The sequence below is a fragment of the Streptomyces sp. NPDC006326 genome (assembly GCF_040612915.1).
Taxonomy (GTDB): Bacteria; Actinomycetota; Actinomycetes; order Streptomycetales; family Streptomycetaceae; genus Streptomyces.
Window position 1 is genome coordinate 1 of record NZ_JBEXRC010000039.1, and the last position, 25,712, is coordinate 25,712.

General features: G+C 72.6%; 26 protein-coding genes. 5 read left to right on the top strand and 21 right to left on the bottom strand.

The features are described from left to right. Positions 1 to 191 precede the first annotated feature (191 nt). Together ABZ128_RS26090 and ABZ128_RS26095 are read right to left on the bottom strand one after the other, a co-directional pair. Positions 192 to 1,049, bottom strand: coding sequence for a polysaccharide deacetylase family protein (locus ABZ128_RS26090; protein WP_356851258.1), 858 nt, complete (start codon positions 1,047 to 1,049; stop codon positions 192 to 194). Positions 1,050 to 1,063: 14 nt separating this feature from the next. After that, entirely contained in the window at positions 1,064 to 1,933 is an 870-nt protein-coding gene (locus ABZ128_RS26095) for a polysaccharide deacetylase family protein (RefSeq protein WP_356851259.1), read from the bottom strand. Positions 1,934 to 2,112: 179 nt separating this feature from the next. Between ABZ128_RS26095 and ABZ128_RS26100 the strand changes: the two genes are divergently transcribed. Together ABZ128_RS26100 and ABZ128_RS26105 are read left to right on the top strand one after the other, a co-directional pair. After that, positions 2,113 to 3,291: an SAM-dependent methyltransferase gene (locus tag ABZ128_RS26100; protein ID WP_356851260.1), complete on the top strand. Its 1,179-nt coding sequence runs from the start codon at positions 2,113 to 2,115 to the stop codon at positions 3,289 to 3,291. Between the two features lie 127 nt (positions 3,292 to 3,418). After that, positions 3,419 to 4,660 carry a serine hydrolase domain-containing protein gene (locus tag ABZ128_RS26105; RefSeq protein WP_356851261.1) on the top strand — a complete coding sequence of 414 codons (1,242 nt, stop codon included), beginning with the start codon at positions 3,419 to 3,421 and terminating at the stop codon, positions 4,658 to 4,660. A 10-nt stretch (positions 4,661 to 4,670) separates the two neighbouring features. Here ABZ128_RS26105 and ABZ128_RS26110 read toward each other — a convergent pair whose 3' ends face one another. From ABZ128_RS26110 to tsaB, 5 genes are read right to left on the bottom strand one after another with little or no spacing between them, the layout of a single operon-like run. Continuing rightward, positions 4,671 to 5,288 (bottom strand): hypothetical protein, encoded by a 618-nt coding sequence (locus ABZ128_RS26110; RefSeq protein ID WP_356851262.1) that lies wholly within the window; start codon positions 5,286 to 5,288, stop codon positions 4,671 to 4,673. A gap of 55 nt (positions 5,289 to 5,343) precedes the next feature. Beyond that, positions 5,344 to 5,625 carry a hypothetical protein gene (locus ABZ128_RS26115; protein ID WP_356851263.1) on the bottom strand — a complete coding sequence of 94 codons (282 nt, stop codon included), beginning with the start codon at positions 5,623 to 5,625 and terminating at the stop codon, positions 5,344 to 5,346. Beyond that, complete coding sequence (gene tsaD, locus ABZ128_RS26120) at positions 5,622 to 6,767, bottom strand: tRNA (adenosine(37)-N6)-threonylcarbamoyltransferase complex transferase subunit TsaD (RefSeq protein WP_356851264.1); 1,146 nt, start codon at positions 6,765 to 6,767, stop codon at positions 5,622 to 5,624. Before tsaD ends, ABZ128_RS26115 begins: the two co-directional genes overlap by 4 nt. Next, positions 6,760 to 7,278 (bottom strand): ribosomal protein S18-alanine N-acetyltransferase, encoded by a 519-nt coding sequence (gene rimI / locus ABZ128_RS26125; RefSeq protein ID WP_356851316.1) that lies wholly within the window; start codon positions 7,276 to 7,278, stop codon positions 6,760 to 6,762. Before rimI ends, tsaD begins: the two co-directional genes overlap by 8 nt. 17 nt (positions 7,279 to 7,295) lie before the next feature. Further along, on the bottom strand, positions 7,296 to 7,973 hold the full coding sequence (gene tsaB / locus ABZ128_RS26130) for a tRNA (adenosine(37)-N6)-threonylcarbamoyltransferase complex dimerization subunit type 1 TsaB (RefSeq protein WP_356851265.1): 678 nt from the start codon (positions 7,971 to 7,973) through the stop codon (positions 7,296 to 7,298). Positions 7,974 to 8,128: 155 nt separating this feature from the next. Here tsaB and ABZ128_RS26135 point away from each other — a divergent pair, with 155 nt between their 5' ends. Then, a complete protein-coding gene (locus ABZ128_RS26135) occupies positions 8,129 to 8,686 on the top strand; it encodes a hypothetical protein (RefSeq protein ID WP_356851266.1) in 558 nt (185 codons plus the stop codon). Between the two features lie 90 nt (positions 8,687 to 8,776). On the opposite strand, the gene ABZ128_RS26140 is transcribed toward ABZ128_RS26135, so the two are convergent. The 8 genes from ABZ128_RS26140 to ABZ128_RS26175 all read right to left on the bottom strand — a co-directional run bounded on the left by ABZ128_RS26140 (position 8,777) and on the right by ABZ128_RS26175 (position 16,746). Next, positions 8,777 to 8,968 (bottom strand): hypothetical protein, encoded by a 192-nt coding sequence (locus ABZ128_RS26140; protein ID WP_356851267.1) that lies wholly within the window; start codon positions 8,966 to 8,968, stop codon positions 8,777 to 8,779. Positions 8,969 to 9,112: 144 nt separating this feature from the next. Further along, positions 9,113 to 9,694, bottom strand: a complete 582-nt coding sequence (tsaE, locus tag ABZ128_RS26145) for a tRNA (adenosine(37)-N6)-threonylcarbamoyltransferase complex ATPase subunit type 1 TsaE (protein ID WP_356851268.1) — start codon at positions 9,692 to 9,694, stop codon at positions 9,113 to 9,115. After that, positions 9,627 to 10,829, bottom strand: a complete 1,203-nt coding sequence (locus ABZ128_RS26150) for an alpha/beta hydrolase (RefSeq protein WP_356851269.1) — start codon at positions 10,827 to 10,829, stop codon at positions 9,627 to 9,629. Before ABZ128_RS26150 ends, tsaE begins: the two co-directional genes overlap by 68 nt. A gap of 11 nt (positions 10,830 to 10,840) precedes the next feature. Then, positions 10,841 to 11,977, bottom strand: coding sequence for an alanine racemase (alr, locus tag ABZ128_RS26155; RefSeq protein ID WP_356851270.1), 1,137 nt, complete (start codon positions 11,975 to 11,977; stop codon positions 10,841 to 10,843). A gap of 104 nt (positions 11,978 to 12,081) precedes the next feature. Then, a complete protein-coding gene (locus ABZ128_RS26160) occupies positions 12,082 to 13,539 on the bottom strand; it encodes an NAD(P)H-hydrate epimerase (RefSeq protein ID WP_356851271.1) in 1,458 nt (485 codons plus the stop codon). A 36-nt stretch (positions 13,540 to 13,575) separates the two neighbouring features. Next, a complete protein-coding gene (locus ABZ128_RS26165) occupies positions 13,576 to 13,944 on the bottom strand; it encodes a holo-ACP synthase (RefSeq protein WP_356851272.1) in 369 nt (122 codons plus the stop codon). A 68-nt stretch (positions 13,945 to 14,012) separates the two neighbouring features. Next, positions 14,013 to 15,860: a glutamine--fructose-6-phosphate transaminase (isomerizing) gene (glmS, locus tag ABZ128_RS26170; RefSeq protein WP_356851273.1), complete on the bottom strand. Its 1,848-nt coding sequence runs from the start codon at positions 15,858 to 15,860 to the stop codon at positions 14,013 to 14,015. Positions 15,861 to 15,981: 121 nt separating this feature from the next. Further along, positions 15,982 to 16,746 carry a hypothetical protein gene (locus tag ABZ128_RS26175; protein ID WP_356851274.1) on the bottom strand — a complete coding sequence of 255 codons (765 nt, stop codon included), beginning with the start codon at positions 16,744 to 16,746 and terminating at the stop codon, positions 15,982 to 15,984. A gap of 212 nt (positions 16,747 to 16,958) precedes the next feature. Between ABZ128_RS26175 and coaA the strand changes: the two genes are divergently transcribed. Both coaA and ABZ128_RS26185 read left to right on the top strand, forming a co-directional pair. Further along, positions 16,959 to 17,978, top strand: coding sequence for a type I pantothenate kinase (gene coaA, locus ABZ128_RS26180; protein WP_356851317.1), 1,020 nt, complete (start codon positions 16,959 to 16,961; stop codon positions 17,976 to 17,978). A 15-nt stretch (positions 17,979 to 17,993) separates the two neighbouring features. Then, positions 17,994 to 18,941 carry a DUF389 domain-containing protein gene (locus tag ABZ128_RS26185; RefSeq protein WP_356851275.1) on the top strand — a complete coding sequence of 316 codons (948 nt, stop codon included), beginning with the start codon at positions 17,994 to 17,996 and terminating at the stop codon, positions 18,939 to 18,941. Between the two features lie 135 nt (positions 18,942 to 19,076). Here ABZ128_RS26185 and glmM read toward each other — a convergent pair whose 3' ends face one another. From glmM to truA, 6 genes are all read right to left on the bottom strand, one after another. Beyond that, positions 19,077 to 20,435 carry a phosphoglucosamine mutase gene (glmM, locus tag ABZ128_RS26190; protein WP_356851276.1) on the bottom strand — a complete coding sequence of 453 codons (1,359 nt, stop codon included), beginning with the start codon at positions 20,433 to 20,435 and terminating at the stop codon, positions 19,077 to 19,079. A gap of 133 nt (positions 20,436 to 20,568) precedes the next feature. Continuing rightward, complete coding sequence (gene rpsI / locus ABZ128_RS26195) at positions 20,569 to 21,084, bottom strand: 30S ribosomal protein S9 (protein ID WP_356851277.1); 516 nt, start codon at positions 21,082 to 21,084, stop codon at positions 20,569 to 20,571. Positions 21,085 to 21,126: 42 nt separating this feature from the next. Next, complete coding sequence (rplM, locus tag ABZ128_RS26200) at positions 21,127 to 21,570, bottom strand: 50S ribosomal protein L13 (RefSeq protein ID WP_356851278.1); 444 nt, start codon at positions 21,568 to 21,570, stop codon at positions 21,127 to 21,129. A gap of 229 nt (positions 21,571 to 21,799) precedes the next feature. Then, complete coding sequence (locus ABZ128_RS26205) at positions 21,800 to 23,098, bottom strand: glycosyltransferase family 87 protein (protein ID WP_356851279.1); 1,299 nt, start codon at positions 23,096 to 23,098, stop codon at positions 21,800 to 21,802. A gap of 71 nt (positions 23,099 to 23,169) precedes the next feature. Further along, positions 23,170 to 24,798: an ATP-binding cassette domain-containing protein gene (locus ABZ128_RS26210; protein WP_356851280.1), complete on the bottom strand. Its 1,629-nt coding sequence runs from the start codon at positions 24,796 to 24,798 to the stop codon at positions 23,170 to 23,172. 56 nt (positions 24,799 to 24,854) lie between these two features. Continuing rightward, entirely contained in the window at positions 24,855 to 25,706 is an 852-nt protein-coding gene (truA, locus tag ABZ128_RS26215) for a tRNA pseudouridine(38-40) synthase TruA (RefSeq protein WP_356851281.1), read from the bottom strand. Between the last annotated feature and the right edge of the window lie 6 nt (positions 25,707 to 25,712).

Below are 25,712 nucleotides of genomic sequence, written 5' to 3' on the forward strand. Positions count from 1 at the left end.
TGGCCGAAGGCCATCGCGAAGCGACGCGAACGAAGAGAGCGCCCTTGACGGCCCGGCACGACACGGAAGGACAGTGGACTGACGGGACGCCCCCGGACCCTCCCTGATGCCGGGTGCGGGTATCCCGACCCCCGAAGCCACCGCCCCGCCTACCGACCCCGCCCCCGGGACCCCCGCCCCGCCCCGCCCCCTCAGAGGTAGTCCTCCAGCCTTCCTATCCGGTACCCCTGTTCCTGGATGCGCTGGAGCATGCGGGTGGTCATCTGGATTTCCGTCGCGCCCTTGAGTTCCGACGGGCCGCGGAAGTGGGCCAGGATGATGTCGCCCGGTTTGAGGGCGGAGCCCTCCGCGTACTGGAAGTTGTTGATCTGCATCGACACCCGCCACAGGACGACCTGGGATATGCCGCATTCTGAGGCGGCCTTCAGGGTGTCGTCGTTGTAGTTGCCGTAGGGCGGGCGGAAGCGGACGGGTTTGGTGCCGAAGCGCTTCTCCAGGCGTTCCTGCTGCCCGCATATCTCCTTCTTCTGCGCCGCGAAGGGCAGCGTCCGGAGGTTCGGGTGCGTCAGGGTGTGGTTGTTTATCGTGCTGCCGGAGCCGTTGTCACGGAGCTTCTCGAAGTGGCCGTAGTCCGACGAGGCGATGTTGTCCGTGAGGAACATGCTGATCGGCAGCTTCAGGTCGGCCGCCATCTTCAGGAACTCGGGGTCCTTCTCCGCGCCGTCGTCGAAGGTCAGGAAGACGACCTTGTCGGCGGGCGCGACGGGTATTCGGTCCACCACCTGGGCCTTGCCCGGGGTCGCGCCGGGGAGTTGGGGCTTGTGCTCGGGCTTGGGGGCGAACTGGAGAGGGGCCGTCAGGCCCCATTTCCGGTACGCCTCGTCCCCGGCTGCGGGGGACGGCGCGGACGTCGTCGGTGCGGACGGGGAGGGTGTGGGCCGCTGTTCCTCCGTGGCGTTGCGGCCCAGTCGTTCGATGGGGTCCACGCTGTCCCCGCACCCCGTCAGGGACAGCGCGAGCGCGCCGGCCGCCAGCGTTCCGGCTACCAACCGGCGCGCATAGTTCACAGGTAGTCCTCCAGGCGAGCCACGGCGTACCCCTTGTCCGTGACGGTCTTCATGACATGACGGATCATGTCAGGCATCGTGGCCTTCCAGTCCTCCTGCCCCCGGAAATGCGTGAGGATGATGTCCCCGGGGTGCAGGTCGCGGTCCCATTCCCGGTAGTCCATCCGGTCGGGGAAGCCCTCCGCGTTCCACAGCGGAACCGCCTTGATGCCGCAGGACTTGGCCGCGCGCAGCGTGTCCTCGTTGTAGTTGCCGTACGGCGGCCGGAACAGCGTCGGCCGCTTGCCGAACTGCTTCTGGATGGTGTCCTGCTGGCCGCAGATCTCCTCCCGCTGCGCCTTGTACGACAACGCCGGCAGGTAGCGGTGGTTGAGCGTGTGGTTGTTCAGGGTGACGCCGGCGGCCTGCATCTTCTTGAAGTAGGGGTAGTTCTCGCGGATGAGGTAGTCGCTGAGGAACGCCGTGTAGGGGATCTTCAGCTCCTGCATCATCTTCAGGAACTCGGGGTCCTTCTCCGCGCCGTCGTCGATCGTCAGGAAGACGACCTTGTCCTCCGTGGGGACGGTGGTGAAGACCGGCGGGAGGTCTTCTTGTCCCTCGACCTCGAAACCGTCGCGCGTGGTGATCTCCGGCTTCTTCTTGGGCGGGGCCGGGGCCGTCAGCGGCGGCTTGGCCAGTTTCCATTTCTTCGCCGCCGTGACCCGGCTCTGCCGGTCGGCCTTTTGCTGTTCGGCCTGGTTCACGGCCGCGCCCGCGGCGCCCGCGGGCGCGTCGGCGCCCTTGCCGCCCTTGCGGGCGGGACCCGAGTCCGCGGAGGAGCCGCACGCCGTACCGAGGGCGGCGACCAGCAGCGCGGCCAGTGCCACCCCGACCCGTCCGCGCGGTGCCGCCGCGGACCGGTGACCATGGAGCCTCTTATGTTCCTTTTGTCGTACTAGCTGCATAGCAGCGAATCCTGACACCGTGACACGCGCGCGCCCGCGCCGACACCGCGAGCGGACGGCGACCTTCCACCGGGTGGCCCACACTGACCGACAATGAAGCGGTGACCCCCGAAGACTTCGCCGCGCTCCTCACCCCCGAGGGCCGTGCCCTCCTCGACTCGCTCCGCGACTACGACCCGTCCCAGGAGATCGCCGTCGCGACCCGGCTGCGCCGCGAGCACCCCGCCGGCCTGGTCTCCGCGGCCCTCGGGCAGGCCCGGCTGCGGCAGCGCGCGGTGGCGAAGTTCGGGGCGCAGGACGCCTTCCGGATGTACTTCACGCCCGGCGGCGCCGAGATGGCCACCCGCGCCACGGTGGCCGCGTACCGCGCCGAGCGGCTCGCGGCCCTCGGCGTACGCAGCCTCGCCGACCTGTGCTGCGGCATCGGCGGGGACGCCCTCGCCCTGGCCCGGCTCGGCATCCGGGTGCTGGCCGTCGACCACGACCCGCTGACGGCGGCCGTGGCGCGGGCGAACGCCGAGGCGCTGGGGCTGGCGGACCTGATCGAGGTCCGGGAGGCGGCCGTGACCGACGTCGACGTCTCCGGCCACGACGCCGTCTTCATCGATCCGGCCCGGCGCGGCGGCCGCGGGAGGATCTTCGACCCCGAGAGCTACTCGCCCCCGCTGTCCTGGGCCGTCGAGACCGCCCGCAGCGCCCGGTACGCCGCCATCAAGATCGCCCCCGGCATCCCGCACGAGGCGGTCCCCGCACAGGCCGAGGCCGAGTGGATCTCCGACCAGGGCGACGTGAAGGAGGCGGTGCTGTGGTTCGGGACGGCTCCCGCGACCGTCCGCGCGACCCTGCTCCCCGGCCCGCGCAGCCTGCACACCGCCGATCCGCTGCCCGATCCGGAGGCCGGTCCGGTCGGCCGCTACCTCTACGAGCCCGACGGCGCCGTCATCCGCGCGCACCTCGTCGCGGAGGTCGCCGAGCAGCTGGGAGGGCGGCTCATCGACCCGACGATCGCCTACATCACCGCCGATTCGCTGCGCGCGACGCCGTACGCGACCGCGTACGAGATCACCGACGTGCTGCCCTTCGGGCTCAAGAAGCTGAAGGCGCTGCTGCGCGAGCGCGAGGTCGGCGTCCTGACCGTGAAGAAGCGCGGCTCGGCCATCGAGCCCGAGGAGCTGCGCAAGAAGGTGAAGCCGCAGGGCCCGCACGCGGCGACCGTCTTCCTGACCCGCGTGGCGGGTGCGCCGTCGATGCTGATCGGGTCGCCCGTGGCGGGCCGCTGAGGGGGCCCGCAGCCCGGCCGGCGGCGCGCCCGGTGCGGCCGGAACCCGCCGGGTCGCCGGGCGGCGGCCCGGTTCCTACGATGGGAGGGTCAGCCTCGGGGTCCCGGTCGTTCTGAGGTGGTGCGCGATGCGCAGCTTCCGGGCCGTTCCCGTCATGGCCGCTGCTTCCCTGCTGCTGACCGCGCTGTGTGCGGGCCAGGCCCCCGCGGCGGTGTCGTCCGGGCGGGCCGGCGTCGATCCGGCCACCGCCGAGCGGCTCGACGACGCGATCACCGCGGCGATGAAGAAGGAGGGCATCCCGGGGGTCGGCGTCGGGCTGTGGTTCGACGGCGGCGGCTCCTACGAGCGCTCCTTCGGCACCGCCGACAAGGCCGCCGGCACCCCCATGAAGGCCGACCTCTACACCCGGATCGGCAGCGTCACCAAGACCTTCACCGTCACCGCAGTGCTCCAGCTCGTCGACCAGGGCAAGCTCCGCCTCGACGATCCCGTCTCGAAGTACCTCGGCGGCGTGCCGGGCGGGGACCGGATCACCATCCGCCAGCTCGCCGAGATGCGCAGCGGGCTCCCCAACTACACCGAGGACACGGCGTGGCTGGCCGAGCTGCGGGCCGACCCGGCCCGCAGCTGGTCCCCGCAGCAGCTGCTGGCCACGGCCTTCCGGCATCCCGCCACGTCCCCGCCGGGCACCCGGTGGGAGTACTGCAACACCAACACCGTGCTGCTGGGGCTGCTCGTGGAGAAGCTCAGCGGGCAGGACCTCGCCGCCTACCTGCGCGAGCACGTCCTCGAACCGGCCGGCCTCGACGACACCGCGCTGCCGAAGGGCGCCGAGATCCCGAGCCCGTACCTCCACGGCTACACCACCTTCTCGCCCGGCGGGAACGTGGTCGACTCCTCCGGCTGGAACCCGTCCTGGGCCTGGGCCGCCGGTGCGATGACCTCCACCCTGGACGACCTGCACACCTGGGTCCCCGCGCTGACCGGCGGGAAGCTGCCCGACGGCGGCCGGCTGCTGGAGCCGGGCACGCAGGCGCAGCGGGTACGGACCCTGCCGACGGGCCACCCGGGCGTCGGCTACGGGCTCGGCATCGCCGACGTCAACGGCTGGATCGGGCACAACGGCGAGCTGCCCGGCTACGAGACGATCGCCGCCCGGCTCCCGCAGCAGAACGCGGTCCTGGTCGTGATCGTGAACTCCGACATCGACAAGGACACCGGCAGCCTGAGCACCCTCATCGGCAAGACCGTCACCGAGATCGCCACTCCGGACCACCGGTGGGAGCTGCCGGCCGCGGCGCAGCCCGAGGCCACGCCCCCGCCCGCCACGCCGACGGCGCCGCCTCCCCCGAAGCCGCCGAAGCCGTGACGGCGGGGCGCTAGCCGCCGGTCCGCACGGCCCGTAGCGCCCAGCGGTAGTGGGCGCCGGCCTTGGCGAGGCCCAGCAGGCCGGTGATCCACAGGATCATGCCGAGGCCGATGTAGTACGTGACTTCGCCGTACGTGGTGTGGCCCGGGCGGGCGGAGGCGGCGGACCCGAAGGTCACCCACAGGCCGAGCGCGCCCACCGCGAAGGAGGCCAGCAGCCAGGTCAGGCTCCGTCCGGGCGCGCGCAGCCCGGCGGCGGAGGAGGGGTCCGGGTCGTACTCCGCCCACGCGTGCAGCAGCCGGCGCACCTGCCGGTCCCGCTTGGCGCCCCGGGCGAACCAGAACCCGGCGGGGATCAGGACCCCCGCGCCGAGGACGGCGAAGATGAGCCCGAAGAGATACGAGAGCGGGTCGTGTTCCTCGATGGCCGTCAGGGCCATGCCGACGAAGGACCAGCCGAGGGCGAAGACCGCCGCGACGGCCCAGAGCAGCAGCAGTCGCCCCAGGCCCAGGCTGCGCCGGCCGAGGTCGGCCAGGAAGCGTGCGCGGTCGGCCCGTACGACGTCCTCGTCCGTCCAGGCGCGCAGGTGCGCGGGAGGGGGCGGGGGCGGCAGGTCGCGGCTAGTCATGAACACGACGATATCCGGCTGCGGGCGCAGGGCCCGCCCCGGATCTGCCGAAGGGTCAGAAACTCCCGCCGGTCGCGACCTCCACCGACTCGAACCGCCAGCGGTGCACCGCCCGCGTGATCAAGTCCGCCGCGGGCTCGGGGAGTTCGGGAAGTTCCGCCGCGATCCCCTCGTCGGTCTCCCACCAGGTCACGACCAGCACCCGGTCCTGCGGGGCCCGGAACACCTCGCGGCGCACCGGCTCGTACGCCAGTACCTGCGAACGGGCCCACTCAAGCAGCTCGTTGCCCCGGCCGGCTGCGGCCCGGGCCTCCCACATCAGCGCGACGGTGCTCACGAGTACAGGTTGTCCTTGCTCAGCTCGTGCACGTGGTCGTGGTCGTGGGCATGACCGTGCCCGTGCCCGGACCCGTGCGCGTGGCCGTGGCCGTGCGCGGCTCCCGGCACGTGCGGGTCCGTCACCGGCAGCGAGGAGTCCGCCGACAGGTCCCAGTCCGAGGCCGCCCGGTTCCGCTTGACCATCTCCGCGCCCAGCGCCGCCACCATCGCGCCGTTGTCGGTGCACAGCTTCGGCCGCGGCACCCGCAGGATGATCCCCGCGTCGTCGCACCGCTCCTGCGCGAGCGCGCGCAGGCGGGAATTGGCCGCCACACCGCCGCCGATCATCAGGTGGTCGACGCCCTCGTCCTTGCACGCCCGGATCGCCTTGCGGGTCAGCACGTCCACCACGGCCTCCTGGAAGGACGCCGCCACATCGCGCACCGGCACCTCCTCGCCCGCGTTCCGCTTCGCCTCGATCCAGCGGGCGACGGCCGTCTTGAGCCCGGAGAAGGAGAAGTCGTACGCCGCGTCGCGCGGCCCCGTCAGCCCGCGCGGGAAGTTGATCGCCTTCGGGTCGCCCTCCTTCGCCAGCCGGTCGATGACCGGGCCGCCCGGGAAGCCCAGCTGGAGCACGCGCGCGATCTTGTCGAAGGCCTCGCCGGCCGCGTCGTCGATGGTGGCGCCCAGCGGCCGTACGTCGGAGGTGATGTCCGGGGCCAGCAGCAGCGAGGAGTGCCCGCCGGACACCAGCAGCGCCATCGTCGGCTCCGGCAGCGGCCCGTGCTCCAGCTGGTCCACGCAGATGTGCGAGGCCAGGTGGTTCACCCCGTACAGCGGCTTGCCGAGCGCGTACGCGTACGCCTTGGCCGCCGAGACGCCCACCAGCAGCGCCCCCGCGAGGCCCGGACCGGCCGTGACCGCGATGCCGTCGAGGTCGCGGGCGCTGACCCCGGCCTCCTTCAGGGCGCGTTCGATGGTCGGGACCATCGCCTCCAGGTGGGCGCGCGAGGCCACTTCGGGCACGACGCCGCCGAAGCGGGCGTGCTCGTCGACGCTCGACGCGATCGCGTCGGCCAGCAGGGTGGTGCCGCGGACGACGCCGACGCCGGTCTCGTCGCAGGAGGTCTCGATGCCGAGGACGAGCGGTTCGTCAGCCATGGGTCTCACCTTGTACGGGTCCGTCCGCGAGGACGGAGTGTGCGGGATCGGAAAGGCGCATCACGAGCGCGTCGACGTTGCCCGGCTGGTAGTAACCCCGCCGGAAGCCGATCGGCTCGAAACCGAAGCGCTCGTAGAGCTTCTGGGCCCGGGTGTTGTCCACCCGCACCTCCAGCAGCACCTCGGCGCACTCGAATGCGGTGGCGGCGCGCAGCAGTTCGGTGAGCAGCCGGGCGCCGAGCCCGGTGCCCCACTGGTCGCGGGCGGCCGCGATGGTCTGTACGTCGCCCAGGTCCCCGGCGGCGGCCAGCCCGGCGTAGCCGACCAGGCGGCCGGTCCCGCCCGCGGCTGCGCCGCTGCCGGGAGGTATCTCGGCGACGACGTAGTGCCGGGTGGCCTGCGGGCCGCGCGCGTGGGCGAGCTCCGACCAGAACATGCCCGCGGACCAGGCGTCCTCGGGGAACAGCTCGTGCTCCAGTTCCAGCACGGGCTCGATGTCCCACCAGCGCATGGGGCGCAGTCGGGCGGTCACTGCGGGGTGACCACCTTGTAGTTCTTGGGCACCTGCGCGTCGGGCCGGCGCAGGTACAGCGGCTGCGGGGGCACGCCCTCGGCGTTCTCGAAGGGCGCCCCGGTCGCCAGCCGCCGCGCCGCCAGGGCGGCGAGGGCGCCGGCCGACTGGTGCTCGGGCGCCCGCGCGTCCGTGAAGACCTCCGGGTACAGCAGCGCGCCCTGGCCCACCGCCGGCACTCCGGCGACCTGCTCGGCGATGTCGGCCGGGCGGTCCACGGCGGGCTCGCCCACCCGGGTGTACGGGTCCTCGTAGCGGGCCCAGTAGACCTCCTTGCGCCGGGCGTCGGTGGCCACGACGAACGGACCCTCGATCCCGGCGGCGCCCGCGGCGTACGCGAGTCCGTCGAGGGTGCACAGGCCGTGCACCGGGATGCCGAGCACGGCGGCGAAGGTGGAGGCGGTGACGAGGCCGACGCGCAGTCCCGTGTAGGGGCCCGGACCGACGCCGACGACGATGCCGGTGAGGGCGTCGAGGGTGACCCCGGCCTCGGCGAGGACCTTGTCCACGGAGGGCAGCAGGAGCTCCCCGTGACGGCGGGCGTCGACCTGGTGGGCCTCGGCGAGGACGGTCTCGCCGTCGTGCAGGGCGACGGTGACGGCGGGCGTGGCGGTATCTACTGCGAGCAAGAGCACGCGAACAGCCTACGACTCCGGGGGCCCGGGCCCTCGCGGCCGGTCGCGGGGCACCCCGGCTGCTACCTTCGACCCAGGTGTCGAGACCCGCACGTCGACTCGGACGGGGACCCGGGCGCCGGTTCGGTGTCGAAAGCGCGGAGAGGTGGACCAAGGTGGCACGCAGCAGCTCGGGAATCGTGGCCGGGCTCACGGTCGCGGCACTCGCCGCCGTCGGCTTCCTCGGTTACCAGGCCTCCGCGACCGCGCCCGCACGTCCCGCGAAGGCGGCCCCGCCGAGCCCGGCCCCCGCACCCAACCGGCCCGCGCCCGTGACCGACCAGGGCAAGGCGGTGCCCCTGCCCGCCGAGTCCGGCACCGGGACGCGCGTCGTGTACTCGGTGGGCATGAAGCGGGTGTGGCTGGTGGGCGAGGCCGGGCAGCAGCCGAGGTCGTTCCCGGTGATGCCGAGCACGGCCCACCCGACGCCGGGCACCTACCTGGTGAACTCCCGCTCCAGCGGGGTGACGGGCTCGGACGGCGTGCCGATCGAGCACGTCGTACGGTTCGCCACCGCGGACGGAGTCGTGATCGGCTTCAGCGCCCGGGTCGACGGGCAGATGCCGGAGCCCGACCCGACGAAGAAGACCGGCGGCATCCGCATGACGCGGGCCGACGGCGATGCGATGTGGGCCTTCGCGACGATCAACTCGAAGGTCGTCGTCGTTCCCTGAGCCCCCGTCGCCGAGCCCCCGTCGCCCCGCGGGGCGTCGGCCGTCCCCCGCCACGGCCCACGGTTCACCCGTACGGAGGACCCGGCACGCCTAGGCCGCTTCGGATTCCGGGGCGGCCTGCTCGGATACGCCCTCCCCGGCGCTCTCGCGCGGACGCTGCGGGACGCGGTCCCGCGCGGGCGGCGTCGAGACGGCAGTGGCGGCCGCGCCCGCGGCGAGCAGTGCCCCCATGGGCACGGTGGACGGGCGGGGGTCGCGCGGTACTCCGGCTGCTGCCGACATGACTGCCTCCTGGCCCGGGCCGGCCGTAACTTAGGTACGCCTAACCGGCCCTCCGTACCATGTCACCACGCGGGCCCGCGTCGGCGCAATATGTTGCCGACGCCTTGTCGGTACGTTCGGCCGGCCCGGGCCGCCCGGCCCGGGCTACCGGGCGGAGGCGGCGGTGAGGGCGGCCAGCGCGCCCGTACCGGCCCAGCGGGCCCCGATGCCCCGCACCGAGACCTCGCGCACGTCGTCGAGGACCTCCTCGTGGCCGACCGCGCGGGCGATCACCACGTGCAGCCGGTCGTCGGAGAGCTCCTCCACCTTGCCGTCGCCCCACTCCACGACGACGACGGACTCGGGCAGCGAGACGTCGAGGTCCAGGTCCTCCATCTCCTCCAGCCCGCCGCCGAGGCGGTACGCGTCGACGTGGACCAGCGCCGGTCCCCCGACCAGCGACGGGTGCACGCGCGCGATCACGAAGGTCGGGGAGGTCACCGCTCCCCGTACGCCCAGCCCTTCGCCCAGGCCCCGGGTCAGGGTGGTCTTGCCCGCGCCGAGTTCCCCGGTGAGCAGCACGAGGTCGCCGGGGCGCAGCAGGCCGGCGATGCTGCGGCCCAGGTCCTGCATGGCCTCGGGCGAGTCGACGGTGACGCGGGCCTGCGCGGCGGGGGTCTCAGCCGCCTGCCTGTGCGGCGCTTCCCGGGGGGCTTGCGGCGGCGCTTCCAGCGGTACTTCTTCCATGCCCGACAACGTTAGTCGCTGCGGGCACCGCACCGGTGCGCGCGAGCAGGTCGAGCAGCAGCTCGGTCACCGTGTCGGGGCACTCCAGCATCATCAGGTGCCCGGCGGACTCCAGCACCGCCAGCTCGGCGGCGGGCAGGGCGTCCTTGATGATCTGGCTGTGGGCGGCCGGCGTGACCATGTCGCGCGCCCCGGCGATGATCGTGACGGGGATGTCCGCGAACCGCTGGAGCGCGGCGGTCTTGTCGTGGGTCTGGAACGCCGGGTAGAACTCGGCGACCACGTCGATGGGGGTGGCCTCGATCAGCCGCTCCGCGAAGCGTGCCACGCCGGGGTCGACGGCCCGGGGGACGCCGAACGAGTACAGCTTGATCATGCCGGCGAAGAGGTCGGCGGCGGCCCGGCGGCCCTTCTCCACCAGCTCGACCTGCGAGCCCAGCGCCTTCAGGACGGGCGGCAGGAGGCGGCGTACGGCACCCATGCCCACGGCGGGCAGGCCGTAGGTCACCTGGTCGAGCCCGCCGCTGGAGGTGCCGACGAGGGCCACGCCGACGACCCGGTCGCGGATGAGCTCGGGGTACTGGTCGGCGAGCGCCATGATGGTCATACCGCCCATCGAGTGACCGACCAGGATCACCGGGCCCTCGGGGGCGGCGGCCTCGATGACGGTCTTCAGGTCGCTGCCCAGCTGATCGATGGTCACCCGTACGCCGTCGGCCTGGGAGAAGCCGCGCGCGCTGCGGCCGTGGCTGCGCTGGTCCCAGTACACGGTGCGGACCAGCCCGCGCAGGGCGGCGCGCTGGAAGTGCCAGGAGTCCTGGGCGAGGCAGTAGCCGTGGCAGAAGACGAGGGTGGCGGGGGCAGGGGCCTTGCGGCGCAGCCGGCCCCGCTTCTTCGGCTCCTCGGGGGGCTCGTCGACCTCGTAGTAGAGCTCGGTGCCGTCCTCGGCCCAGCAGGCTCCGGCGGTCCCCCGCAGCGATCCGTAGTCCTCGGTGGCGTCGAGCGCGACGCGCGCCTTGCGGCGCATGCCGCGTCCGACGGTGATCCGCTCGACCGCGACACCGGCCGCCGCTCCTGCGGCTATCACGCCGATCGCGGCGCCGGCCCAGCCGGCCCTGCGCCAGTTCTCGCTCACGCCGTCCTCACTCAGCCGTTGCGGTAGACCCGAGGTACGCGACCCCCGATACGGGTGACGATCTCATACGCAATCGTGTGTGCCGCTTGAGCCCAGTCCTCGGCGGTGGGTTCTCCCTGGTCACCGCTGCCGAAGAGGACGGCTTCGTCCCCGACGCGGACCCGGTCGCCGCCGATGTCGACGACGAACTGGTCCATGGCGACGCGGCCCGCCACGCGCCGGACCTTCCCGCCGACGAGGACGGGGCCGCGGTCCGAGGCGTGCCGCGGTATGCCGTCGGCGTACCCGGCCGGGATCAGGGCGAGGTTCGTCTCGGAGTCGGTGACGTAGTGGTGGCCGTAGCTCACGCCGTGGCCGGCGGGCACCGTCTTGACCAGCGCCACCGAGGCCTTGAGGGTCATGGCCGGACGCAGGCCGAGCTCGGCGGAGGTGCCGAGCTCGGGGGCGGGCGACACCCCGTAGACGGCGAGGCCGCAGCGGACGAGGTCGAAGTGGCTCTCCGGCAGGGTCAGCGTGGCGGGCGAGTTGGCGATGTGCCGGACCTCGGGCTCGACGCCCTCCTTCTCGGCGTACGCGAGCATGTCGCGGAAGGCCGCCAGCTGGAGGTGGATGGAGGGGTGGCCGGGCTCGTCGGCGCAGGCGAAGTGGGACCAGACGCCGGTGACCCGGACGGTGCCCTCGGCCTGCGCGGCGACCGCTTCGCCGACGAGTTCGGCCCAGTCGGCGGGCTGGCAGCCGTTGCGTCCCAGGCCGGTGTCCGCCTTGAGCTGGATCCGGGCCGGGCGGCCCGCGGCGCGGGCGGCGCGGCGGACCTCTTCGAGGGCCCACAGGCCGCTGACCGACACGTCGATGTCGGCCTCGACGGCCTCCTGCCAGGGCCCGCCGGGGGTCCACAGCCAGCACATGATCCGGCTGCCGATCCCGGCGGCGCGCAGCGCGAGGGCCTCTTCGGGGGTGGCGGTGCCGAGCCAGGTGGCACCGGCGTCCAGGGCTGCGCGGGCGCAGTGCAGAGCCCCGTGGCCATAGGCGTCCGCCTTGACGACGGCCATCAACTCGGCCCGGGGTGCCCGCTCGCGCAGTGCGCGCACGTTCCGCCGTACGGCATCAAGATCGATCTCGGCGTACACGCGCGTCGGTGTCTCGTTCATCGCCCCCAGTCTCTCAGAGCCCTGCACCGACCGGCTTCCCGACGCCGCCGCACGGGCCTGGCCGGGGCCATGCGGCCTATGACGGGCGCGGGGGGGGGCGTCGGTCAGGGTGTGCGGACGGCGCGCCATGCCTCGGGGAGGGCCTGCGCCACCGCGTGGGCGGGAACCGGGGCTCCGGCGGAGGCCCGTCGGCCGGCCAGGCCGTGCAGGTACGCCGCCACCGCGCCGGCGTCGGGCCCCGACAGGCCGGAGGCGAGCAGCGAACCGCCGAGCCCCGAGAGCACGTCCCCGCTCCCGGCGGTGGCCAGCCACGGCGTCCCCGTGGGATTGACCCGTACGGCCGCACCGGAGCCGCGCGAGCCGCCGGAGCCGCCGTCCCGGCCGCCCGCGCCGGCCTGGCCGGCCTGGCCGGCCGCCACCAGCGTGGTCGAGCCCTTCAGCAGCACCGTCGCGCCGTACCGCTCCGCCAGTTGCCGCACCGCGGACAGCCGTCCCGACTCCACCGACTCCCGTGCCACGCCGAGCAGCGCCGCCGCCTCACCCGCGTGCGGGGTCAGCAGGGTCGCCGCGCTCCGGGCGCGCAGCACCGCCGGGTCGAGCCCGCGCAGCCCGTCCGCGTCCACCAGCACCGGGACCTCCGCCGAGGCCAGGACGTCGGCGACCTCCGCGGCCCGGCCCTCCCCCAGCCCCGGCCCGGCCACCCAGGCCTGCACCCGGCCCTTCCCGATCAGCGTCTCCGGATAGCGGGCGAGCACCGCGTCGGCCGCCGGGCCCACGTAGCGCACGGCGCCCGCGCCGCCCCGCAGGGCGCCGGCCACGGCCAGCACCGCCGCGCCCGGGTACTGCACCGAGCCGGCGAGGATCCCGACCACGCCCCGGCGGTACTTGTCGCTCGACGCGGTCGGCTCCGGCAGCAGCCGCGCCACATCGGCGTGCTGGAGCGCCTCCACCTCCGGCGCGCCGAGCGACAGGCCGATGTCCACCAGCCGCACCACGCCCGCCCGCGAAGCACCCGGGTCGATCAGCAGGCCCGGCTTGTACGCCCCGAAGGTCACCGTGACATCGGCCCGTACGGCCGTCCCGGCCACCTCCCCGGTGTCGGCGTCGACCCCGCTCGGCAGGTCCACGGCCACCACCACCGCGTCCTCGGGGATCCGTTCGACCAGCGCGGCCGCCGCCGGCCGCAGCCCGCCGCGGCCGCCGATGCCGACCAGCCCGTCCAGGACCAGGTCCGCCCGGCCGGGTACGGCCGCTTCCACGCGCCCCCCGGCCGCCAGCAGCGCGGCCAGTCCGCCCGGGTGCACCCGCTCCGCATCCATCGGCACCGCCGTCACCCGGGCGCCGCGCCGGGCCAGCCGCGCGCCGGCGTACAGCGCGTCGCCGCCGTTGTCCCCCGGCCCGACGAGCAGCACGACGCGCGCGCCGTAGACCCTGCGCACCAGCCCCGCACAGACGGCGGCCAGCCCCGCCGCCGCCCGCTGCATCAGGGCGCCCTCGGGCAGCCGGGCCATCAACTCCCGCTCCGCGGACCGTACGGTCTCCACGCTGTAAGCAGTACGCATGGCACCAGCCTGCCCGAAAGCCGGCCCGGAACCGGACTACCCCTCGGCGATCACCACGGCGGACGCGACGCCCGCGTCGTGGCTGAGGGAGATGTGCCAGGACTTCACGCCCAGGAACACCGCCCGCGCCTCCACGGTCCCCGACACCCGCAGACGCGGCTGTCCGGTCTCCTCCACGTACACCTCGGCGTCGGTCCACAGCAGCCCGGGGGGCGCGCCGAGCGCCTTGGCGAGGGCCTCCTTGGCCGCGAACCGGGCGGCGAGCGAGGCGATTCCGCGCCGCTCGCCGCTCGGCAGCAGCAACTCGGTGTCGAGGAAAAGCCGTTGCGCCATGTTCGGCGTCCGCTCCAGCGCCTCGCCGAACCGCTCGATCTCGGCCACGTCAATCCCCACACCGATAATCACAACGCCAAACCCCTACTCCACCGTCACCACTGCGCCTTACGGCCGGCGACCGGCTCCGCTCGCTCCGCTCACTCCACCGTCACCGACTTGGCGAGGTTACGCGGTTGGTCCACCTCATTGCCCCGCGCGGTCGCCAGCTCGCACGCGAAGACCTGCAGCGGCACCGTCGCCACCAGCGGCTGGAGCAGCGTCGGCGTCGCCGGGATCCGGATCAGGTGGTCGGCGTACGGGACCACCGCCTGGTCGCCCTCCTCGGCGATGACGATGGTCCGGGCCCCCCGGGCCCGGACCTCCTGGATGTTCGAGACGATCTTGTCGTGCAGGACGGAGCGTCCGCGCGGCGACGGCACGACCACCACCACCGGCAGGTCCTTCTCGATCAGCGCGATCGGCCCGTGCTTGAGCTCGCCCGCCGCGAAGCCCTCGGCGTGCATGTACGCGAGCTCCTTGAGCTTGAGCGCGCCTTCCAGCGCCACCGGGTACCCGACGTGCCGCCCCAGGAACAGCACGGTGTCCTTGTCCGCGAGGGAGCGGGCCAGCTTCCGCACCGGCTCCATGGTCTCCAGTACGGTGTCCACGGCCGCGGCGATGTCCGACAGTTCCCGGATCACCGCCTGGATCTCGTCGCCCCACTTGGTGCCCCGGACCTGCCCGAGGTACAGCGCCACCAGGTAGCAGGCCACCAGCTGGGTCAGGAAGGCCTTGGTGGAGGCGACGGCGACCTCCGGACCGGCATGCGTGTAGAGCACCGCATCCGATTCCCGCGGGATCGTCGAGCCGTTCGTATTGCAGATGGCCAGCACCCGTGCACCCTGCTCGCGCGCGTGCCGCAGCGCCATCAGGGTGTCCATGGTCTCGCCGGACTGCGAGATCGCGACCACCAGCGTCCGCTGGTCCAGGATCGGGTCGCGGTAGCGGAACTCGCTCGCCAGCTCCGTCTCGCACGGGATGCGGGTCCAGTGCTCGATGGCCAGCTTCGCGATCATGCCCGCGTGGTACGCCGTACCGCACGCCACGATCACGACCTTGTCGACCTCCCTGAGCACCGAGGCGGGGATGCGCACCTCGTCCAGGGTCAGCGAGCCGCTCGCGTCGATCCTGCCCAGGAGGGTGTCGGCGACAGCCTTCGGCTGCTCGGCGATCTCCTTGAGCATGAAGTAGTCATAACCCCCCTTCTCGGCCGCCGAGGCGTCCCAGTCCACGTGGTACGCCCGCACCGAGGCGGGCGCGCCGTCGAAGTCGGTCACCGAGACCCCGTCACGGCGGAGCTCGACGACCTGGTCCTGCCCCAGCTCGATCGCGGACCGCGTGTGGGCGATGAACGCGGCCACGTCCGAGGCGAGGAAGTTCTCACCTTCCCCAACGCCGACCACCAGCGGCGAGTTCCGGCGTGCCCCGACGACCACGTCCGGCTCGTCGGCGTGCACCGCGACCAGCGTGAACGCCCCTTCCAGCCGCCGGCACACCCGGCGCATGGCCTCCGTGAGCCCCCCGGTGGCCGCGAACTGCTCCGCCAGCAGGTGCGCCACGACCTCGGTGTCCGTCTCGGACTCCAGCCGGTGGCCGCGCTCGGCCAGTTCGGCGCGCAGCCCGGCGAAGTTCTCGATGATGCCGTTGTGCACGACGGCGACCCGGCCCGCGTTGTCGAGGTGCGGGTGGGCGTTGACGTCGGTGGGCCCGCCGTGGGTCGCCCAGCGGGTGTGCCCAAGTCCCGTGGAACCCACCGGAAGCGGGTTCCCGACCAGCACTTTCTCCAGGTTGACCAGTTTCCCGGCCTTCTTGGTGGAGGTGAGCGTCCCGTCGGCGACGACGGCGACCCCGGCCGAGTCGTAGCCGCGGTACTCCAGCCGCTTGAGTCCGGCGATGACCACATCGAGCGCCGACTGCGCTCCCACGTAACCCACAATTCCGCACATAGGGCGCAGCGTACGCCGATGTCGGCTCCCTGCCCCGTACCTGAACAAGACGAAAACCCCGCCCCGGCGAAAGCGCCGGAGCGGGGTTGACGGTCCGTTCGACGGTCCCCGGGCGGGACGGTCAGCCGAGCTTCTTGACCTGGGCGTCGACGATGGCCTTCGGCTGCTCGGCCGCACCCTTCAGGCTGAGGGCGGAGAAGGTCGCGAGGGTGTTGCCCTTGCGGACGACCACGAGCTGCGTCGTGAACTTCTCGCCGTCCGCGTCGCCCTCCACGGTGTACGCGAGGGCCGCGTCACCCGCGGTGACCGGGGTGCCGGCCCCGACCTTGCCGACCTTGCCGGACTCGCCCTGCTGGTTGACGGTGTAGCCGCCCGCGCAGGCCGTGCCGGCGGTCTTCAGGGCCGCGAAGGCCTCCTCGGCGCCCTTGCCCTCGTACGAGGCGAGGGTGACGGCGGTCGCGGTCGAGCCGAGCGCGTCCAGGCCGGCCTTCAGCTTCTCCTCCATGCTGGCGCCCTCGGACGGAGCCTTCGGGGTGGCGACGGCCTTGGTCCGCGCGACACCGGTGGACTTGCCGACCGGGGTGACGGTCTGGGCCTTGACCAGGGGCAGGCACTCGGGCTTGTCGCTGGTGGCGGTGGCGCCCGCGGTGACCTCGGCGGGCGTGACCGGCTTGAACTGGTGGTCGGGCAGGTCGGCCTGGGCCACGATCTGGCCCGCCAGCTCGGCGTCCGTCTTGCCCTTGGCGGCCGGCGCGGGCGCCGCGGCCGCGGCGGACGAGCCTTCGGCCTTGGGCTCGGCCTTCTCGGAGCCGCAGGCGGTGCCCAGCAGCGCCAGGGACACCGCGGAGGCGGTCAGGACGGTACGACGGACAAGGGTGCTGCGCACGAGAGATCTCCCCCAGAGCAAGACATTGCGATGATCAGCAAATCTAAGGGCCGATCCGATCACCGCCGCGCCGTTCACCGCGCGCCGCCGGAGATCGTGACCCCAGTGAGATCAAACCCGCCGGATCCGTCCGAGAGACGCACGATTCCCGCCCCGCACGTGACCGACCACACCACCCACAACCGGTCGCGAGCCACGACAATGGCCTTGTGATCACTTCGCCGCCACGAAGCACGCCGGAGAGCGCAACGGAGCGCACCGGACGACCCCACCGCCGGGCCGAGACCTCCCCCTACGTCGATCTCACCCGCGACGAGTGGAGCGCCCTGCGCGAGCGGACCCCGCTGCCCCTCACCGCCGAGGAGGTCGAACAGCTGCGCGGACTCGGCGACGTGATCGACCTCGACGAGGTGCGGGACGTCTACCTGCCCCTGTCGCGGCTCCTCAACCTGTACGTGGGCGCCACCAGCAATCTCCGCGGCACCCTGAACACCTTCCTCGGCGACGCGGGCAACGGCCACGGCGCCCAGCAGGGCACCCCCTTCGTCATAGGGGTCGCCGGCTCGGTCGCCGTCGGCAAGTCCACCGTGGCCCGCCTGCTCCAGGCGCTCCTGGCCCGCTGGCCCGAGCACCCCCGGGTCGAGCGGGTCACCACCGACGGCTTCCTCTATCCCATGAAGGAGCTCCAGCGGCGCGGCCTGACCTCCCGCAAGGGCTTCCCGGAGTCGTACGACCGCCGCGCGCTGACCCGCTTCGTCGCCGACATCAAGGCCGGCAAGGACGAGGTCACGGCCCCGGTCTACTCCCACCTGATCTACGACATCGTCCCGGACGAGCAGCTCGTCGTACGCCGCCCCGACATCCTGATCGTCGAGGGACTGAACGTCCTGCAGCCGGCGCTGCCCGGCAATGACGGCCGCACCCGCGTCGGCCTCGCCGACTACTTCGACTTCAGCGTGTACGTGGACGCCCGCCCCGAGGACATCGAGCGCTGGTACCTCAACCGGTTCCGCAAGCTGCGCGAGACCGCGTTCCAGAACCCCTTCTCGTACTTCCGCAAGTACACGCAGGTCTCCGAGGAGGAGGCGCTGGAGTACGCGCAGACCATGTGGCGCACGATCAACCGGCCCAACCTGCTGGAGAACGTGGCCCCCACCCGAGGCCGGGCCACCCTCGTCGTGCGCAAGGGCCCGGACCACAAGGTGCAGAAGCTGAGCCTGCGCAAGCTCTGACCTTAGGGTGCGGCCATGCTGCATCTGAGGATGATCACCCCGTCCGACCGGACGGACGCCGTGGTCGAGGTCATCGTGAACACCGTCGGGACGACCCACCTGGCGGTGCTGCCCGGCGCCGCGCGCGTCCCCCGGGAGGACATCGTCCTGTGCGACGTCGCCCGGGAGGCCGGCGACGAGCTCCTGCACGAGCTGCGGGCCCTCGGGATCGACGAGGACGGCTCGATCGCGGTCGAGAACATCGACCTGTCGCTGTCGAAGCGGGCCGAGGACGCCGAGGAGGAGGCCCCGGGCGAAGGGGCCGACGCCGTCCTGTGGGAGCAGCTGAGCGAGGCCACGCACGAGGAGTCCACCCTCACCGTCACCTACGTCGCCTTCATGATCCTCGCGACGATGATCGCGGCCTGCGGTGTGGTCCTGGACAACGCCATCCTGATCGTGGGGGCGATGGCGGTCGGCCCCGAGTTCGGGCCGCTCGCCGGCGTGAGCACCGCACTGGTCCGGCGGGCGCCGAAACCCGCCGCCCGTTCCCTGCTCGCCCTGCTGGTCGGCTTCGCCGTGGCCATCGCCGCCACCACCCTCTTCAGTCTGGGGATGGACGCGCTCGGCCTGTTCCACCAGGACATGCTGGACAACCCGCGCCCGAACACCAGCTTCATCTGGAAGCCGGACCCGTTCTCCTTCGTGGTGGCGCTGCTCGCCGGCGTGGCCGGGGTGCTGTCCCTGACCTCCGCCAAGTCCGGAGCGCTGGTGGGCGTGGCGATCTCCGTGACCACCGTCCCGGCGGGCGCCAATGCCGCGGTGGCCCTCAGCTACGGGGAGGTGGCCCAGATGTGGGGGTCCGCGGAGCAGCTCCTGTTGAACCTGGGCGGGATCATGCTGGCGGGCGTGCTGACCCTCTACGGCCAGAAGCTGCTGTGGCGCACCCAGCGCGACCGCTGGCGCCGCGCCGCCAAGGACTGAGGCGCACCGGGCCTGACCGGGGAGAGCCGGGCGGGCCGGGGCGGTAAGACACCGACGGCCCCACGGGAAGACGCCGACGGCCCCGCCCCCGGACTTCCGGGGAGCGGGGCCGTCGGCGGATCAGCCGGGAGCAGGTCAGCCGAGGGCCGACTTCACCACGTCCGCGAGGCGGCCCGCCACCGCGCGCGCCTGTTCGATGTCGGCGGCCTCCACCATCACCCGTACGAGCGGCTCGGTACCCGACGGACGGAGCAGCACCCGGCCGGTGCCGCCCAGCTCGCGCTGGGCGTCGGCGACCGCCGCGGCCAGCTCGGCCGAGGTGGCGACCCGGGACTTGTCCACGTCGGGGACGTTCACCAGGACCTGCGGCAGCCGCTGCATGACGCCCGCCAGCTCCGCCAGCGACCGGCCGGTGGCGGCCACCCGGGCCGCCAGCATCAGGCCGGTCAGCGTGCCGTCACCGGTGGTGGCGTGGTCGAGGATGATCACGTGGCCGGACTGCTCCCCGCCCAGCGCGAAACCGTGCTCCTTCATGGCCTCCAGGACGTACCGGTCGCCGACCCCGGTCTGCACGACCTGGATGCCCTCGCCCTCCATGGCCAGCTTGAAGCCCAGGTTCGACATGACGGTGCCGACGACCGTGTCGCCGCGCAGCTGACCGGCCTCGCGCATGGCGAGCGCCAGCACCGCGAGGATCTGGTCGCCGTCGACCTCGGCGCCGGAGGCGTCCACCGCGAGGCAGCGGTCCGCGTCGCCGTCGTGCGCGATGCCGAGGTCGGCCCCGTGCTCGACGACGGCCTGCTTGAGGAGGTCCAGGTGGGTGGAGCCGCAGCCGTCGTTGATGTTCAGGCCGTCGGGCTCGGCACCGATGGTGACGACCTCGGCGCCCGCGCGGGTGAAGGCCTCGGGAGAGACGCGGGCGGCGGCGCCGTGCGCCTCGTCCAGGACGATCTTCAGCCCGTCCAGGCGGTTGGGGAGGACCCCGATGAGGTGGGCGACGTACTTGTCGAAGCCCTCGTCGTAGTCGGATACCCGGCCCACGCCCGCGCCGGTGGGGCGGTCCCAGGGCGCGCCCGTGCGGTGCTCCTCGTAGACGGCCTCGATCCGGTCCTCCAGCTCGTCGGCGAGCTTGTGGCCGCCGCGGGCGAAGAACTTGATGCCGTTGTCGGGCATCGCGTTGTGGCTGGCGGAGAGCATCACGCCGAGGTCGGCACCCAGCGCACCGGTGAGATACGCCACCGCCGGGGTGGGCAGCACACCGACGCGCAGGACGTCCACGCCCGCGCTCGCGAGGCCCGCCACGACGGCGGCCTCCAGGAACTCGCCCGAGGCACGGGGGTCGCGGCCGACCACCGCGGTCGCCCGGTGCCCCGCGAAGGTGCCCGCTTCGGCCAGTACGTGGGCAGCCGCGACGGACAGACCGAGCGCGAGCTCAGCCGTCAGATCCGCGTTGGCGACGCCGCGTACACCGTCCGTCCCGAAGAGTTGTCCCACTGTTGTCCTCCCGAGTTCACGCTTCGCTTGAGACCGCTTGTGACAGGTATTTGCCGCTTGTGGCGGTAAACGAACCGCCCCGACAGCACGGAGAGTGCTGCCGGGGCGGTTGGTGCAGAACAGCAGGCGCAGATTAACGCTTGCTGTACTGCGGAGCCTTACGGGCCTTCTTGAGACCGGCCTTCTTGCGCTCGACCGCACGGTCGTCGCGGGAGAGGAAGCCGGCCTTCTTCAGCGCCGGGCGGTTGTTGTCCACGTCCGCCTCGTTCAGCGCACGGGCCACGCCGAGGCGCAGGGCGCCGGCCTGGCCGGAGACGCCGCCACCCGCGATGCGGGCGATGATGTCGTAGCGACCGTCGAGCTCAAGCAGCTTGAACGGCTCGTTGACTTCCTGCTGGTGCACCTTGTTGGGGAAGTAGTCCTCAAGGGTGCGACCGTTGATCTTCCACTTGCCGGTGCCCGGAACGATCCGGACGCGGGCGATGGCGTTCTTGCGACGGCCCAGGCCGGCGGCCGGCTGCGGGTCGCCGAAGCGGCCGGCAAGGGACTCGGAGGTGTAGTCGCCCTCGACGACGGCCTCGGACTCGGTGGTGTACTCCTCGACGCCCTCGAACTCTTCGACGGGGGTCTCGGCGGTGGTCTCGGCCACGATGCTCCTCAGAATTTTCTACGTCTTAGGGGGTGGCCGGAACTACTGCGCGACCTGGGTGATCTCGAACGGCACCGGCTGCTGGGCAGCGTGCGGGTGCTGGTCGCCCGAGTAGACCTTCAGCTTCGAGAGCATCTGACGGCCCAGGGTGTTCTTGGGGAGCATGCCCTTGACGGCCTTCTCGACGGCCTTCTCCGGGTTGTTCGCCAGCAGGTCGTCGTAGCGCACGGAACGCAGACCACCCGGGAAGCCGGAGTGGCGGTACGCCATCTTCTGGGACGCCTTGTTGCCCGACAGGTGGACCTTGTCGGCGTTGATGATGACGACGAAGTCGCCCATGTCCATGTGGGGGGCGTAAGTCGGCTTGTGCTTGCCCCGCAGGAGGGCAGCGGCCTGGGTCGCCAGACGGCCGAGGACAACGTCCTGGGCGTCGATGACGAGCCACTGGCGCGAGATGTCGCCGGGCTTGGGGCTGTACGTACGCACGCGTATGCCTTCGCTTCTTCAGTGGTGGTATCCCAAAGGGCGCAAGCCCTGCGGGAAGGTCCTGACAGGTCACCACGGACGATCACGACAGCCCTCGTCCACATCGGGGACGCAACCCGTGTGAACCGCTGGTCATCGGCCCGGTGGACCGGCGTAAGGCCCTCACGTGAGAATGAGCAAGCCAATACGCATAACAAACCAGCAGAGTACCCAAGAGGACCCGTACGGGTCAAAACGCGGTCCGCGATGCCGATTCTGCTGGCGTCGCGGCGCACTCCGGTTCGGTCCTGGGTGGGGACCCCGCAGTTGTTACGGGCTCCAGAATAACCCGGCCGGGGCGCAGTGCACGACGCGCCAGCACAATCGCCAGCCCGCACAGGGTGGCGCAGTCCTTGAAGGCGCGCCGTTTGTGGGCCAGCTCGGAGGGCCACGGCACCAGCGCCACCTGGGGCGTCAGGGCCAGCCAGAACCAGGGCGAGCGGGGCATCGAGCCCGGCCGCACCGCCGACGCCAGCAGCAGCGGGAGCACCACCAGCAGGTAGTGGTCGAAGGACGGCCGCGAGACCAGGAATGCGGCGAGCATCACCATGCAGGCCGTCTCCGCCAGCCGCAGCTCGCCCCCGTCCCCGTCACCGGGACCGTCCGTACGCCGCCACCGCCGCCAGGCCGCGAACAGCCCGGCCAGCGCCCCCGCGCCCGCCAGCGCCACCGCCACCGGCTGCGGGACCCCCAGCCGCGGCAGCACGGCGACGGGCGAGGCGTCCCAGGGCAGCGCGTACGCGTCCTGCCCCTGGAGCAGGAACGGCAGCGTCTTGGTGAAGAACAGCGACGGACTCGGCATCATCAGCGCCCCGAGCAGCGACAGCCCGAGCGGCACCAGCACGGCCACGGCCAGCCCCCGCCACTGCCGGGCCAGCAGGAACACCAGCCCGACCGGCACCAGCATCGGCTTGCAGGCGATGGCGAGCCCCACCACCAGCCCGGCGGCCGTCCAGGACCGCCGGTGCGCGAGCAGCAGGGCCACCGGCAGCGCGGCCGCCGAGATGGCCGTCCAGTTCCCGATCAGCACCAGGTTCACGTACGGCTCGTAGGCCAGGGCCAGCAGCGCGAACCCGCCGACCGCGAAGCGGGAGCGCGCCGGCACCGAGAACAGCCGCAGCGCGGCCCACCAGCCGAGCGCCAGCAGGGCGGACATCCCCAGCGGGAGCACCCAGCGCAGCACCGGCTGCGGCAGCAGAGCCTCGGGGACGGCCATGATCACGGCGCTGGGGAGGTAGAGGAACCGCTTGTCCTCGTACGGGGACCCGCCGGCCAGCAGCGTGTCGGCGGCCTTGACGACGAAGGCGTTGTCCGAGCCCCAGTTCTCCCGCAGGCTGGTGGAGACCGCGATGCCGAGGACGACCGCGAGGGCCACGGCCGCCCAGGACCGGGACGCCGGCCGCAGCAGCCACCCGACCAGCCGGTGCCCCGTCGCGGGGCCCGCGGCCCCTCCCCACTTCCCGAGCCAGGTGCCAGGCCGCAGCCGCACAACGCCTCCCGATCGACCGCCGGGGGGCGCTGTCCCCCGGCGTTTCCGCTCGACCCTACGTTCGTCCCGCCTCAGCGCTTCCGCTCGACCCTGCGTTCGTCCCAGACGGGTTCCTGAGTCTCTCGTACAACTCCGTCCGAACCGAAGACCAGGAAACGGTCAAATGTGCGCGCGAACCACCGGTCGTGCGTGACGCACAGCACAGTGCCCTCGTACGATTCCAGGCCGTCCTGCAGCGCCTCCGCGGACTCCAGGTCGAGGTTGTCCGTCGGCTCGTCCAGCAGCAGGGCCGTGGTCCCCGCCAGCTCCAGGAGCAGGATCTGGAACCGCGCCTGCTGGCCGCCCGAGAGCTTCTCGAAGGGCTGCTCGGCCTGCCGCTCCAGTTCGTAGCGGCGCAGGGCCCCCATCGCCTGGCCCAGGGGCTTGGCCGCCTCCGTCCACAGGATGTCGACGAGGGTGCGGCCGAAGAGCTCCGGGTGCGCGTGCGTCTGCGCGAAGTGGCCCGGGACCACCCGCGCGCCCAGCTTCCAGTCACCGGTGTGCTTGACGTCCTCGCCGGCCAGCAGCCGCAGGAAGTGCGATTTGCCGGAGCCGTTCGATCCGAGGACCGCGACCCGCTCCCCGTAGAAGACCTCCAGGGAGAACGGCTTCATCAGCCCCGTGAGCTCCAGGTTCTCCACGGTCAGCGCGCGCACGCCGGTCCGGCCGCCCTTGAGCCGCATGGTGATGTCCTGCTCGCGGGGCGGCTCCGGCGGCGGGCCGGCCTCCTCGAACTTCTGGAAGCGGGTCTGCATCGCCCGGTAGCGAGAGGCCATGTCGGGGCTGCTCGCCGCCTGGTTGCGCAGCCGCAGCACCAGCGCCTTCAGGCGGGCGTGCTCCTCGTCCCAGCGCCGCTTGAGCTCCTCGAAGCGCGCGAAGCGCTCCTTGCGGGCCTGGTGGTAGGTGTCGAAGCCCGCGCCGTGCACCCACACGTCGCTGCCCATCGGGCTCGCCTCCAGGCTGATGATCTTCTGCGCGGCCTGGGTGAGCAGCTCCCGGTCGTGCGAGACGAACAGCACCGTCTTGCGGGTGGCCTTGAGCTGCTCCTCCAGCCACCGCTTGCCCGGGACGTCCAGGTAGTTGTCCGGCTCGTCGAGCAGCAGCACCTCGTCGGGGCCGCGCAGCAGCGCCTCCAGCACCAGCCGCTTCTGCTCACCGCCCGAGAGGGTGCGCACCTCGCGGAACTGCGCCCGGTCGTACGGCATGCCCAGCGCGGCCGTCGTACAGACGTCCCACAGGGTCTCCGCCTCGTAGCCCTGCACGTCGGCCCAGTCGCTGAGCGCCTGCGCGTACGCCATCTGGGCGGCTTCGTCGTCCACCGTCATGATCAGGTGCTCGGCGTGGTCGACGGCCTTCGCGGCCGCCCGGATCCGCGGCTGGGCCACCGAGACGAGCAGGTCCCGTACGGTCGTCTCGTCCCGTACGGAGCCCACGAACTGCGACATCACCCCGAGGCCGCCGCTGACGGTGACCCCGCCGCCGTGCGGCTGGAGCTCCCCGGAGAGCAGCTTGAGCAGGGTGGTCTTGCCGGCCCCGTTCGCCCCGACGAGGGCGACCACCGCGCCCTCCCCCACCCGGAAGGAGACGTCGGGGAGCAGCACCCGCCCGTCGGGAAGGTAGTACTCCAGGTGGCCGGCTTCGAGATGTCCCATGCCGGGCATTGTCCCGGCCCGGCGCCGATCCGCCCAAACGGATTAGCCGCGGCCGGGCGACCGGGTCAGCAGCAGCCCGCGCCGGGCAGGGTCCGCATGTTGCGGGCCACCTTGCTGCGCTCGGCCAGCAGCTCGTCCGCCGGGTAGCCGACCTCCTCCAGGGTGAGCCCGTGCGGCTTCACGACGTGCACCGAGGAGTCCCGTACGGCGGCCCGCAGGACCTTCCCGGGCCAGTCGGTGGGCCGGTGGCCGTCCCCGACGTGCAGCAGGGCGCCCACCAGCGAGCGGACCATGTTGTGGCAGAAGGCGTCGGCGCGGACGGTCGCGGTGACGATCCCGTCCTCGGCGCGCTCCCAGCTGAGCTGCTGGAGGGTGCGGATGGTGGTGGCGCCCTCGCGCTTGCGGCAGTACGCGGCGAAGTCGTGCTCGCCGAGCAGCGGGGCGGCGGCCTCGTTCATGGCGTCCACGTCCAGCGGCCACGGGTGCCACAGCACGTGTCCGCGGCGCAGCGGGTCGACCCCGCCCTGGTGGTCGCCGACGCGGTAGGCGTAGCGGCGCCAGATGGCGGAGAAGCGGGCGTTGAAGCCCTCGGGGGCCTCGGCGACCTTCCACACCCGTACGTCGTGCGGCAGCCGGCCCGCGAGGCGGCGCAGCAGCTTGTCGTGGTGCTCGGCCCACACCTCCTCGGCCAGGTCGAACTGGGCGACCTGCCCGCGGGCGTGCACGCCCGCGTCGGTCCGCCCGGCCACGGTCAGCTCCACCGGGTCCGGCAGCCGCATCACGGTCTGCAGCGCGCTCTCCAGCTCGCCCTGGACCGTGCGCAGCGTGCGCTGCTTCGCCCAGCCGGAGAAGTCCTTGCCGTCGTACGACAGGTCCAGCCGCACCCGGACGTGCCCGGGCTCTACCTCGTCACTCACGTGAGC